The 12,050-nt window shown below is 59.1% G+C and carries 10 protein-coding genes; 4 read left to right on the top strand and 6 right to left on the bottom strand.

Features of this window, described 5'->3' with window-relative positions; all coding sequences use genetic code 11:
* Window positions 1-31 precede the first annotated feature (31 nt).
* From AC5S26_RS25600 to AC5S26_RS25580, 5 genes are all read right to left on the bottom strand, one after another.
* Window positions 32-2,209: a M1 family metallopeptidase gene (locus AC5S26_RS25600; protein ID WP_494187796.1), complete on the bottom strand. Its 2,178-nt coding sequence runs from the start codon at window positions 2,207-2,209 to the stop codon at window positions 32-34.
* A gap of 77 nt (window positions 2,210-2,286) precedes the next feature.
* Window positions 2,287-2,943 carry a class I SAM-dependent methyltransferase gene (locus tag AC5S26_RS25595; protein WP_494187795.1) on the bottom strand — a complete coding sequence of 219 codons (657 nt, stop codon included), beginning with the start codon at window positions 2,941-2,943 and terminating at the stop codon, window positions 2,287-2,289.
* The gene (locus AC5S26_RS25590) at window positions 2,940-3,785 is read right to left on the bottom strand and encodes a hypothetical protein (protein ID WP_494187794.1); all 846 of its coding nucleotides are present in this window, start codon (window positions 3,783-3,785) and stop codon (window positions 2,940-2,942) included. The genes AC5S26_RS25595 and AC5S26_RS25590 overlap by 4 nt, the downstream gene beginning before the upstream one ends.
* A gap of 32 nt (window positions 3,786-3,817) precedes the next feature.
* Window positions 3,818-5,656, bottom strand: a complete 1,839-nt coding sequence (locus AC5S26_RS25585; RefSeq protein ID WP_494187793.1) for a glycoside hydrolase family 57 protein — start codon at window positions 5,654-5,656, stop codon at window positions 3,818-3,820.
* Between the two features lie 166 nt (window positions 5,657-5,822).
* Window positions 5,823-6,947 (bottom strand): BON domain-containing protein, encoded by a 1,125-nt coding sequence (locus AC5S26_RS25580; RefSeq protein ID WP_494187792.1) that lies wholly within the window; start codon window positions 6,945-6,947, stop codon window positions 5,823-5,825.
* A 401-nt stretch (window positions 6,948-7,348) separates the two neighbouring features.
* Here AC5S26_RS25580 and AC5S26_RS25575 point away from each other — a divergent pair, with 401 nt between their 5' ends.
* Both AC5S26_RS25575 and AC5S26_RS25570 read left to right on the top strand, forming a co-directional pair.
* The gene (locus AC5S26_RS25575) at window positions 7,349-7,744 is read left to right on the top strand and encodes a YtxH domain-containing protein (RefSeq protein WP_494187791.1); all 396 of its coding nucleotides are present in this window, start codon (window positions 7,349-7,351) and stop codon (window positions 7,742-7,744) included.
* Between the two features lie 79 nt (window positions 7,745-7,823).
* On the top strand, window positions 7,824-8,441 hold the full coding sequence (locus AC5S26_RS25570) for a hypothetical protein (RefSeq protein WP_494187790.1): 618 nt from the start codon (window positions 7,824-7,826) through the stop codon (window positions 8,439-8,441).
* 11 nt (window positions 8,442-8,452) lie between these two features.
* Here AC5S26_RS25570 and mnmA read toward each other — a convergent pair whose 3' ends face one another.
* Window positions 8,453-9,577: a tRNA 2-thiouridine(34) synthase MnmA gene (gene mnmA / locus AC5S26_RS25565; protein ID WP_494187789.1), complete on the bottom strand. Its 1,125-nt coding sequence runs from the start codon at window positions 9,575-9,577 to the stop codon at window positions 8,453-8,455.
* Between the two features lie 415 nt (window positions 9,578-9,992).
* Here mnmA and AC5S26_RS25560 point away from each other — a divergent pair, with 415 nt between their 5' ends.
* On the top strand, window positions 9,993-11,528 hold the full coding sequence (locus tag AC5S26_RS25560; protein ID WP_494187788.1) for a hypothetical protein: 1,536 nt from the start codon (window positions 9,993-9,995) through the stop codon (window positions 11,526-11,528).
* Window positions 11,529-11,624: 96 nt separating this feature from the next.
* The gene (locus tag AC5S26_RS25555) at window positions 11,625-12,050 is read left to right on the top strand and encodes a GntR family transcriptional regulator (RefSeq protein ID WP_494187787.1); all 426 of its coding nucleotides are present in this window, start codon (window positions 11,625-11,627) and stop codon (window positions 12,048-12,050) included.

The following is a 12,050-nucleotide window of genomic DNA, read 5'->3' as shown; positions in this document are numbered from 1 at the left end:
GCTGCGCGGTTTCCTTTCCGCTCAATTTATCTCAAACGATCCAGGCGGCAAGCTGTGCCACCATCTGCTGGAAGACGACCCAGATACTCGCCAGCTTGTGGGCGGGTACCTTATCGCTGCGATCGGTATCGCTGTTGTTGAACAGATCGCGGTCGAGAGGAATCAGGTGGTCGGGGTCGATCTCAACCGAGACGACCTTTGCGTTGCGCGTATAGGTGAAGCGTGTCCAGCGATCGGCGCCGTCCCAATGCTCGCGGATGCGGTTGCCATCGTCGAAGACGATCTCCGCGGTGACGGGAAGGATGAAATCGCCTTTGCGGCGGAGGGAGACGGTGGAGAGATACTGCCTTTTGACCGAGCCGCGGGTCTCAGGCTCCCACCAGCGCACGGGTTCAGAAAAGAATCCACTGACCGCGTAGTCGAGCATTTCCGTGCCGTAGACCGCCTGGTTGAAGAACGGTCGCAGGCTGGTTGGCGCGTACGAGGGCTCGGAGGCGGACGGAGCTGCAGGATTTGCTGAAGGCGTGCACGGCGGCGCTGCGCCGGAGACAGCTTCAGCAGGAACGAAGGGGCTCAACTGGCTGAATGTCGTCGTAGCGGCGAGCGGACCCGGTTTGGCGGGATGGTTTTCGATTGGAGTGCAGGGCAGCGCGGACTCCGATGCTTCGGATGCGCGGCTTCGGGAGAGTACCTTCGCCTTCCCGTGAGCAACGGCGACCTGTTCGATGGTGCGAAGAAAATCTTCGGTCGTCGGATGCGTGAACCGGTAGCGTTGGAAGTAGGTGCGCATGGCTTCGTCCATGGTGTCCGTACCGACGATCCCCTCAAGGGTTGTCAGAAGAGTGGCGGTTTTGCCATATGTCACGGCACCGTACGACTGCTCGTTGCGGAACTTCCAAGCGAAGCGGGTTACGGGATCGGAGTCCGGCGAGGAGAGGTAAGAGTCGCGCTGCAGCGATCCATCGCCAAGGTTCGCATAGCGTTGACGAATCGCCGAAGTTCCGCGGCCAAGGAGTGCTGCCAGAACCTTCACTTCGGTGTAGGAGTTGATGCCCTCATCGAGCCACGCTTCCTCAAACTCGTTACTGGCAACCATTCCGTACCAGTACTGATGGCCGAATTCATGCTCGACTGTGATCTCGGCCGCTTTGATGATTCCTGTCCAGGATCCATCGCCGGTGACCAGCGTTGGATATTCCATGCCTTCCATCTCCGACCCCGGCTCGGGATCGACCACGGTAAGCACCTTGTAGGGATAAGGCCCGTAACGACGCTCGAACTCGCCCAAAGCTCCGCGCGTGATGTCGAGATAGCGTTGGGCAATATGCGGATGAGCCGCGAGGGCCAGCACGTGGATCTGGACCGGTCCAAGGGAGGAGAGATAGATCGCGTCGGAGACAACGAAGTGGGGGCTGGCTGCGAAGGCGAAGTCGTGGATGTCCTCACCGTAGAAGCTCAAGGTCTTGGTTCCATCGGAGTTCTGCTGGGTTCCTGTCGGGACTCCGCTGGCTCCTACCGTGTAGCGGCTGGGAACGGTCAGGCGCACATTGAAGGTCCCGAAGTCGGAGAAGAACTCCGTCGTGGAGTGGTATTGATGACAGTTCCATGCGCCGTGCCAGAAGACCCCAACCTTCGGGAACCATTGGCCGCCCATGATGAAGTCACGCTTGTATCCATTGCGGGCGACCGAGAGAGGGAACTTGTCGTGGAAGGTGAGGTGAAAAGTGACGGATTCATTTGGAGCGAGCGGACGCGGAAGGACGATCTCTGCGACGGTGTGGTCCTGCAGGTTGCCGTCATCGGGAGCCGTGAAATGAAGTGTGGCGGTCAGATCGCCATATCCATCGGCGTCTACATGCGAGACAGTGATGCCGCCGATCTTTTCCGCCGGATAGGTGTCGTCAAGCGAGCCGCGGACGCCGCCGCTCATCCGGGTCTCCGCCGTGAAGGTGGACTCGGGACGGAAGGCATTGAGGTACAGGTGAAAGGGAAAGGTCGTAAGGGGTTGGCCGGTGAGGTTGCGATAGGTCAGCGTCTCGGTGGCGTCGAGTGTCTTCTTGTCGGTGTCGAGGCGCGCGTCGATGACGTACGACACGACTCGTTCCGACATTGGCCGGCCATTCGGAGAATTGGTGGCAATACTCAGCTGGGCGTCGAGCGCCGGAACAGCAAGCAGCAGAAAAGCAGCGGCGAACAGGGAGCGCGGCATAGGCTGAAGTCTCAGTGCTTTCAATAGGATGCGAAAAAGCTTGGAATGGGTGGTGCGCCCTCGCCACTTTTGAGGGGTCATTTCTGCTGGGCCGACTCGCGCTGCCAAAGCTCTGTGGTGAGAATTCCGAAGAAAAAGAGCTGCCTGTCGATCCGCCTGAATCCGGCTGCCGATAGAAACAGGCCATGGCGAGGAAGCTGGGTGACACTGAGACCCGTAATCACGCGAAATGCAAGGTACAGGCTTCGGACCAGGATTCGCGCAGGCCAGCCCATGGAACCGGGGGGAATGCGGAAGTCGGAGAAGAGCCAGAGGGCGTCGGGCGCGAGCGCGGGAGAGAGGCGTTGAACCAGCTCGTCAAGCTGCGGCTCCGTCAGGCAGTCGAGGAAAAAGTGAGTTACCAGCAGGTCGTAGCTGGCGTTTGCAGGAGGGATGAAACCAAGCGCATCGCCGTGGAGAGTGCGCAACCGACTGGCGTAAGGTGCGCAGCGTTCGCGGAGAAGTCGGAGCATCAACTCGCTGCTGTCGAGAGCGGTCGCGCGAAGATCGGGTTTTGTGGCTAGCAGATGCTCGAGGAAGCGACCGTCGCCATCGCCGAGAACCAGCGCATTCCCTGATGCAGGGACCCGCGGAAGAAAGTGCATTCGCGTCCGTTCGAGCATTTTGCCCAGCGTGAGGTATTCGAGTATTCGATAGGGCCGGGCGATGCGGTCGAAGTTGGCGGGAGCACTCACAGGAAAGGAACCAGAAGCAGCGGGGTGAGCAGAGCCAGGTCGGCTGCGGCGCGTAGCTCGAGCGCTGCAAGCACGTGGCGTCGTAGATGCAGAAGCAATAAAGCAAGGCTCGATAGGGTTACGGCAGCGTAAAGCGGCCAGGGAGCGTGTCGATCGAGTAGAGCAAGAATCGCACCGGCCACGGCAACGCCAAGGGTGAGAGCGGTGAGATGGCGCAATGCGACAGCGGTAACAGGGTGAGGCGTCTGGCCGCTGGGAAGGGGATGCTCCCATGCGTAGATGAACAGGCAGTTGAGGCTGCAGACCGCAGCCAACAAAAGCGCGGGAGCCAGGAGCGGGACCCGTAGCTCGGGCTCGCGCGCTACGGTGGGGATGAAAGTTGCGGCGGCGAAGCAGACTCCGACAGCGATCTCTTTGGGAAGGCGGTGCGCGCTACGCGTGGCGTGAATGATGACGAAGTAGCCGAAGACCAGTCCGCCGAGGATCAGGTAAAGCCGAATGGCGGCTTCGGGGATGCGGGGAAGAAGGACAGCCAGCAGGATCGATGCCGCGGCAATTCCAAACATGAAAGCCGTGCGGTGTTCCAGATGAAAGTAGTGCCGGGCCTCAAGAGCGTCGTTGCCTGGCGACTGTGCATCGAGGAGACGATCCGCAGCATAGAGAGTCCATACCGCGGCGGCCATGGCAATTAGGGAAGAGATCCGGAGCGGGACATGGTTCGTGCGGGCGATAAACCAGGTCCACAGCGTTGCGACAGCGGGAGCATCCAGTGAGAGAAGATGCCAGAAGATCGGCAGAGATCTCTTCTCGTTCGTTGTCTCTCTCGTTGAATTGCCGGCCACCTTTCTATTTTAGGTGCCGACACCGTGACGCATCACGCAACGGGCCCTGCACCCTCAACCGCGCGGAGGGTGCCAGTCGGAAAAGGCGGCCTGGCCATCCCGCTGGAGCGTTGATGCTTTTCCTCTTTTGCGTTCACAGCCCACAGGCCGGGGTCGATATCCGGAAAGACGCAATCGCGTCGCTCAATCTCCGCCAGGCGCGCCTCCTGCGCTACGGTCAGTGCGCCAGAAGCCTCGAAGGTTTGCCACATGGTTTTGACTTCGTTGAACTGATCGTTATGTGCGTTGAACCTTGCCTCGGCATAATCACGAGCTGCCCCGGTGGTGATGAGGAACTGCCAGTCGGAGGACTCCAGCAGGAGCAGTTCGCGGCACAACTGGCGCGCAATGCGGCCGCCGAGATCGGAGTCCCGCCACACACCGGCGGTAGCGACCTCACGAGTGAATAACTCAGCAGGATAGATGTGAGTGTAGGTCCAGCTGGTGTCCGGATTCAGCCACACCTCGCTGCTGCCACCTGCCCCCCACGAACCTTGGGGCAGGGCGACGAAGCCCGCGCGTGGGTAGCGATCCAGATATTCGGAACACGAGATCATCTCGATGCCCGTGTCGTAGTCGTGGAGAGTGCGAGCAATGGCCTCAAGCCACAATGCTCCTTCAAACCACCAGTGGCCGAAGAGTTCGGCATCGAACGGGGCTGACAGGATTGGAGGGATGGAGTCGTTGAACCCCTGCTTGAGCGCTTCATACACCAGATGAACGAAGTGCGAGGCATGGGACTTCACCCGCTCTGCAGCTTCCTTCGGATAGTAGGGCTGCTTGTCCCCAAGATCGACGCGAGGACCGGTTACGCGCCAGTAGCGGTGACCTCCGGGCCAGCGCTTCTTGTGAAAGTCCAGGTAGACGCCATCTCCGGGATACCCTGAATCTCCGGACCATACCTGGACGCCGGTGCGCGGGTCGCGGGGAAAGATGGTGGTCGCATAGCGCTTATCGTACGGGCCGTCGACGTAGTAGGGCTGGTAGAGGGAGCGATGGTCACCATGGGTCATGGCCACGGTCTGCTCGTCTGTGGGAACGGAGCCGTTTAGAAGCTCGTAGGGTGAGGGAACGCGGTGGCTCTGCTCCACCAGGTGAGTGTCGACGAAGAAGAACTCGATGTCGCTCTCGGACAGAGCCTGCTCGACGCCGATACGGTCAAAGCCCGCCGGTGCGGGAGAGCCATCGGCGAGGCCGACAGGGTAGTTCCAGAAACCGGCAGGACGGTAACCGCATTCGGGAGCCCAGATACCACGGGGAGGGCGGCCCATATGGCGCGTGTGCGTCGTAACAGCGGTGCGAATCTGGGCGCGAACGCTTTCATCGGTTCCGAGCAGCGGCATGAAGCCATGGGTGGCGCAGCAGGTAATCACTTCAATGAGCCCGATGTCGTTGAAGTGACGAAAGCCGGAGATGATGCTCCCTTTGAGTGCGCGAAAGTCATCGAGGGCGTTCTGAAAGAAGCGATGCCAGAATCGCGCGGTCTCGGCGAGATGGCTTTCGCCGGACTGGATAAAGAAGGCCTCGTCTTCTCGCGCGGCGACGATCTTGCGGGTCAGATACTTGGGGAATTCGGCAACAAAGATAGGATGAGAAAGCTGTTCAAGCAGAATGGGAGAAAGGTTCAGATTGCACTGGAAACGGATGCCGTCGCGTTCCAGGTTGCGTAGCACTCGCAGCAGGGGAAGATAAGTCTCCGCTGCGGCTTCGTGGAGCCATTCCATTCCATGGGGCCAGGTTCCGTGATTCACGACATAAGGCAAATGCGCGTGCAGGGTAAAGGTGAGATACCCTTTTGGGCGCTTTGCGGATCTCGCTGATGCCTGCGTCAAGACAGAGCCCCCACATCTCTTTGGTGAAGTTGCCTCGTTCGCTGGGGATTCGTTGGCTCGAAGAAGTCTACACCAGGAACGGATCGAAGAGTAAAAGAGCGGGCCTCGTCGATGGGGCCCGCTCGTGCTTAATGCTTAGGATGCTGATACTGCTGTTGCGGTTGGGCTACTGTGGTTGGTCCTGCTGGGGCTGGTCTGGCGTCGGATTCATGGGGCGGCGGCGCTGGCCATTTGTATGCGTGCTGAGTGTGTCCGACGTGGAAACGCGGATGGAGAGCGAGTTCGTCAAGGTGAAGTTCACCAGGCTTTCGGAAGGAATCTGTACCTGTTCACCCCTGGTGATCGTATTGGCTCCCGCGCCGACACCAGCTCCTGCAGCAGAGCCGATAGCCGCACCTTTGCCGCCACCGAAGATGCCCCCAAGGATGGCGCCGACGGCAGCGCCGCCGCCCACCTTGGCCACAGTGTTCTTTCCGCGTCCCTTCCCCTGAACGCTATAGGGCTGTGTTGCGACGGCCAGTGAATCGCCATGGCGATTGATGCTCACCAGTTCGACGGAGAGCAGAGAGTTGCCCTTATAGTGCGCTGCTTCCTGCACCGCGGAGACACGGCCGCCGACACCCGTACCCTGTCGAATGGCAACCAGGCCGTCTGCCATGACATCGGTTGCGACGGTCCCGGAGAAGGATTGCCCCTGCTGGGTGGAGGCACTGTCAAGAGTTTGGGTGATGCGAACCGGAATGGTCGTTCCCGACGGAATCGTCACGGTCCGAAAGGCTGGCGGCGGAGGCGGTGCGGGAGCCGCCGCGGGTTCAGGAGCCGGAGCAGGCGGCGGGGGGGCCGTCTCGGCGACGGCGGGCCTCTCTATCGGTGCAGCAGCACTCTTACGCTTCTCGACGGGCTTTTTCACCTTCGGCTCGGGCTTTGGCTCAGGAGGAGGTGGGGGCGGAGCCACGGCAGCCACCGGCGGCGCGGCTGTCTGGACCGAGAGGTTGTTGACGACGGTCTTGATGCCAGCTACCTGGGCGACATCTGCGGCTGCGAGCGAGCGGGCGGCCTCGTTGCTGACATTGCCATTGAGAGTAACGATGCCGTTTTGAACGCCGGCCTGAATGGACTCGGATGCGAGGGCGCCATCGCTGGAAAGACGGCTCTGGACCGCAGTCGTCAGGCTGGCGTCGTCGACGGCGGGGGCGGAAGGAGTTTTGACTTTGCAGCCCGCCAGACTGAGGCCGAGCGAAAAAATTGTTGCAACGGCGAGTTTACGTGCCGGGATTCCATAAAGATTCATAAGATCTATCTCTCTCGTACAAAAAGACACTTTGCTGCTGACAAAGACTCTAAACCAAGGCAATGTTCCATCGTCGTTTTTGTTGCGGGAGCCCGGTTTCGAGAGCTTCGCCTGTATTGCTATAGGACGCATCGGACTAGAACTGGGCAGCGTAAAGTTTTACCTGAGCGAAACGCGCGCAACCCAAACGACACGGAGGGGCATCCACTCGTAATGACGCTGGCAGCTGGCGAAAGGACCTTCAAAAGCTGCGGCGAGGAGTTTCCTGGGATCGAATTGCCTCCGATTCATCGCTAAACGATTCAACTCGGAGAGGATATTGCGTTATAAAAGGCAAGGACAACACGGTTTCCGGATCCAGGATCTGAATCAGGGATAAGAAAGAGAAGAGGAGACAGGCAATGTCAGATATCGACAACGGCGCAGGTGGATTGGGTTGGTTTCTCGCAGGTTTGGGCATTGGAGCCCTGGTAGGTGTTCTTTACGCGCCAAAGTCGGGTAGAGAGACGCGTGAGGAGCTCATGGCCAGCGCGATGGACGCGAAGGAAAGAGCCGCTGACTATGCGCAGCAAGGCCGTGAACGGGCAGCCCAGTACGCAGAGCAGGGCAAGCAGCAGGTCGGCGAGTATGTCGATCGCGGCAAAGAGTACTATGACCGCGGCCGGACACAGTGGTCTCAGTATGTCGAGAAGGGTAAGGGCCTGGTGCAGGAACAGCAGAGCAAGGTTGCTTCGGCCATCGATGCAGGAAAACAGGCCTATGCCAGCTCGACTCAGGAGCCTTCCTCCTCATCGTAACGGTTTTAGGGCGGTGAACCTGGCTGTCTGATAGCCAGGTTCGCCTGCGCATAAGGCTTGGTTTTCGAGGAGAGGTTCCATGATGATCTTAGGGATGTGGCTGCAGGATCCGGGCTCGATCTCATCCGGCAACTCGCGGCTGTTGATGTTTTTTGTTGCCATGGTTGCGATCGCGATGGTCGCTCAGGCGGCCGTCGTCATTGGAGCCGCGTACGGTGCTTATAAGGCGAGAAAGCAGCTTCTCGCGATTGCTGAAGAGCTTCGGGCGAAGACTCTACCCGTGATCGACGATGCCCAAGGGATGGTGCGCGACCTGCGGCCGAAGCTCACTGTTATTACTGACAATCTCGTCGAGACAAGCCATGTGGTCCGGTCCAAGGCCGCGGATTTCGATTCCACGATCTCCGAGGTGAACAACCGGGCACGTGCTCAGACAGCGCGTGTCGACGATATGTTCACCTCAGTTCTCGACACGACGGCGGGAATCGCTTCGGCGGTTCAGAAGAGCGTCACCGTTCCGGTCCGCGAATTTCATGGAATCATGAATGGGCTTAAGGCTGGTATGGACGTGCTGACCGGACGCAGGGAGAACCATCGCAGCGACCGGAGTTATCCGGGTGCTGAAGTACCGCCTGTTTCGAATCCGTTTGGGTCTGGCGCTAAGAGATACGGCGAAGAAGAGGAACCGACGCTGTAAGTGCGGATCTCTTAGAAGATCCAGCCTCCGCCTACGACCTCGTCTTCCTCATAGAAGACAGTTGCCTGTCCGGGCGTGATGGCCCGCTGCGGCTCGTCGAAGATAACCTGCACCTTGTCCTCGCCCGCACCGATGAGAGTTGCGGGCGCTGGAGTGTGGCGGTGGCGAATCTTTGCGGTGACGCGAAGCTGTTCGCCTTCGGCGAGATCGGTGACCGAGATCCAGTTGAGGCGGTTGGCTTTGAGCTCGCGGGAGAGCAGAGCTTCGTCCGAGCCGACCGTTACCTGGTGCGAGTCCGGGTGGATGGCCAGGACGTAGAGCGGATTAGGCGAGCTTAGCCCGAGTCCTTTGCGCTGGCCCACGGTGAAGCTGTGGATGCCCTCGTGGTGGCCGATGACCTCGCCGGAGGTGGTGACGAGCTCGCCGGAGAGATCAGGCATGGTCTCGTTCTGCTCGTCGAGGTAAGCCTTGAGGAAGGTGCTGTAGTCGCCGCCGGGGATGAAGCAGATCTCCTGCGAGTCGGGCTTTTGGGCGACGTAGAGTCCGGCGTCCTGGGCGACCTGGCGGACTGCGGGCTTCTGCATCTCGCCGAGGGGGAAGAGGGTTCGGCTGAGCTGGGCCTGCGTGAGGCCGAAGAGGAAGTAGGTCTGGTCCTTGGTGGTATCGGCCGGCCTAGATAGAATCCAGCGATCGCGCGCGGGGTCGTAATGGTTGCGTGCGTAGTGACCGGTGGCGATGCGGTCGGCGCCGATCTGGCGTGCCGTCAGGAGGAGCTGGTCGAACTTCAGATGGTTGTTACAGAGGGTGCAGGGAATCGGGGTGCGTCCGTGCAGGTACTCATCGACGAAGGGACGGACGACGTCGGCCTCGAAACGCTCCTGCTGATTGACGACGTAATAAGGGATGCCAAGCTGCTCGGCTACGGCGCGGGCGTCGTAGACGTCGTCGAGCGAGCAGCAGCGTCCCTGGACGGATTCGGGCATGCCCTCCTTGCCGGCGAGGCGGCGCTGATTCCAGAGCTGCAAGGTGAGGCCGACGAGATTGTGTCCCTCGGAGCGCAGGATGGCCGCGACGGTGGAGGAGTCAACTCCTCCGGACATGGCGACGGCGATCGTGTTGTTCAGCTCCTGGGGCATCGTTCTATTTTCTCACTTCCTCATTCTCCGCGGTTGGGGGTGCCCCCCGTACTTATCGCGCAAAGTCTTCCATCGAAATGATTTAGGTCCGGACCTCGATTTTTGAAGGCTCAGACGTCAGGAATCTTGCGGTGCAAAATGTTCTTGCAAAGGGAGAGGCCTCAGAGACGATCTGAGGCCTCTTCAGTTTCCGTTGGTTTAAGTATATCGAATGGGCGAGGGTGAATCGGCGTCTCTATAGCCTCTGTTTCGTTCTTCTTACGGCTTTGGGGACTTGACAGGATTCGTGGAGGGGAACTTCGAATTCGCCATATGGATGCCCGCCCCGTACGAGGCGAGCAGGGCAAAGATTGCAGAGCGTCACGTTAGGTGAAAATGGTCCAGAAGAACAGGGATAGAGTTAGGAGTTTTTCTGATGACACTGTGTCGATCCATTCGGTTCCTGTTTGGAATGGTTGTTCTCATCCCTGCTGCTCGTTCTGTATGGGCACTTGACTCGTTAGGCGACGTTCGCTTTCCCACGTCGTGCAAAGCATCGACTCAGCAACAGTTCGATTCCGGTGTCGCTCTGCTCCATTCGTTCGAGTTCAGGGAGTCCGAAGCCGCTTTTCGTAACGTGGAGAAGGGGGACCCGAAATGCGTGATAGCAGCATGGGGCGTAGCACTTTCCACGACTGAAAGATCCGGTGCGAATGCACCACAGAAGGACTTGTCGAAGGGATGGGAGGAGCTGAAACCGTGGCTCGCAGTTAGGGCAGGGACAGAACGAGAACAGATGTATGTGGACGCTGTTCGCGCGATGTATGAGGATTACGCCAGCGTGGGGGGATCAAGACGTTGGCAAGATTATCTCGACCGCATGGGAAAGCTGCGCGAGAAGTATCCAGATGATGTCAATGCTGGTCTCTTTTATGGGCTGGGGCTTACCTGGACTGCTGGATCGGGAGAGAAGGGCCTGCAACAGCGTCGGCGAGCGTTGGCGATCTTTCTGCCGATCTTTGAGAGATACCCGAATAATCCTGGTGCTGCGCACTACATCATCCACGCCGCTGATACAGCTGAGCTTGCCTCGGAAGCTCTGCCCGCCGCACGTAAATACGCAGCCATCGCTCCTGATTCGCCGCACGCATTGCACATGCCCTCTCACATCTTCAACCGGCTCGGGCTATGGAAGGATTCGATTCAGACGAACGAAGCGTCGGCTCGCGTCGCGGCAGCGTGGATAAAAACAGGCCGCGAGGGCAGCTTCGATGAATTCCATGCGTTGAACAACATCGAATATGCCTCGCTTCAGCTTGGCGAGGATGAGAGGGCGAAGGAAGTCGTCGGTCAAATCTCCGTCTTGTCGAAGACTGGAAATGATCCGTGGCTTCCTATCGACGCGAGAATCTACTACGACCTGGAGACGCATAACTGGCAGGATGCCGTGCTGATCGCACCTCCTGCTTCATCGGCCTTCGAGGAGAACTTCGATGCGTACTGGATTGAGGCGATAGGAGCGGCACGTTCCGGCGATCCGAAGAGAGCAAGAGCGGCGTTGACGAAGTACCGTGATTCGGAAACCGCGTGGAACAAGGAGCACGGCTGGGGCGACATCCTCGGCGTTGGCCTTGCAGAGGCAGAGGCGTGGACACTGTTCTCCGAAGGAAAGCGCGATGACGCCGTTGCGAGACTGCGAAGCATGGCCAGGTTCGAACGCGATCATCCTATGTACTATGCAGACATTCTCCCGCGCCCTACCGGAGAGATGCTGGGCGATATGCTGTTGCAAATGGACAGCCCAGCAGAAGCCTTGCTCGCTTACAAGGATGCACTGGGGCTTGCTCCGAATCGTTACGATTCATTAATAGGCGCAAGTAAAGCTGCAGAGCTTGTTGGCCAGAAATCACTCGCAAAAGAATATGCCGGGAGGATCACGAAGGAAGGCGGTCTTCTTGCGGCCAGGCCGTGAATGTACCGCATCGCTCTTCAAAAAAGCGCTGAGTACGAAGGTCGAATGGGAGAAGAAGTATTTGACAATGTACTAGTATACTAATACATTGTTTCCGTGAAGTCGCCCCACAAACTCGCCAGGCTTGAGTTCACCTTTCGGCTGGACCACCAAAGCGGCGTCCCTGTCTATCGGCAGCTCATTGACCAGGTCCAGGCTGCGATCGCTATGGGAGTCTTATCCGTTGGCGACCAACTTCCTACCGTTCGCCGCGTGGCCGTCGATCTGGCCATTAATCCCAATACGGTGGTTCGTGCTTATCGAGAGATGGAAGTTCGCGGCATCCTCGATACGCAGCAGGGCACGGGAACCTTTGTTGCCGAGGGAGGGCGGGTTGAGCATTCGAAGGATGAGCGCGAGCGCATGCTTTCGCAACTTGTGACGGAGTTTGTCGCACGTGCAGGTTCGGCGGGTTTCAAGATCCGTGAGCTTCTCGAAGCTTTGCAGCAGATGTCATCCGAAGTTGAGGGTAAGAGGAGGTAG

The sequence above is a fragment of the Edaphobacter sp. FHG110511_03 genome (assembly GCF_059115365.1).
This window is presented reverse-complemented; position numbering and strand designations above follow the sequence as displayed.

What these genes read in the sequence shown, in the direction of transcription:
- AC5S26_RS25600 (WP_494187796.1), bottom strand. Translation starts at nt 2,209, where the DNA reads ATGCCGCGCTCCCTGTTCGCCGCTGCTTTTCTGCTGCTTGCTGTTCCG.
- AC5S26_RS25580 (WP_494187792.1), bottom strand. Translation starts at nt 6,947, where the DNA reads ATGAATCTTTATGGAATCCCGGCACGTAAACTCGCCGTTGCAACAATT.
- AC5S26_RS25575 (WP_494187791.1), top strand. Translation starts at nt 7,349, where the DNA reads ATGTCAGATATCGACAACGGCGCAGGTGGATTGGGTTGGTTTCTCGCA.
- AC5S26_RS25570 (WP_494187790.1), top strand. Translation starts at nt 7,824, where the DNA reads ATGATGATCTTAGGGATGTGGCTGCAGGATCCGGGCTCGATCTCATCC.
- mnmA (WP_494187789.1), bottom strand. Translation starts at nt 9,577, where the DNA reads ATGCCCCAGGAGCTGAACAACACGATCGCCGTCGCCATGTCCGGAGGA.
- AC5S26_RS25560 (WP_494187788.1), top strand. Translation starts at nt 9,993, where the DNA reads ATGACACTGTGTCGATCCATTCGGTTCCTGTTTGGAATGGTTGTTCTC.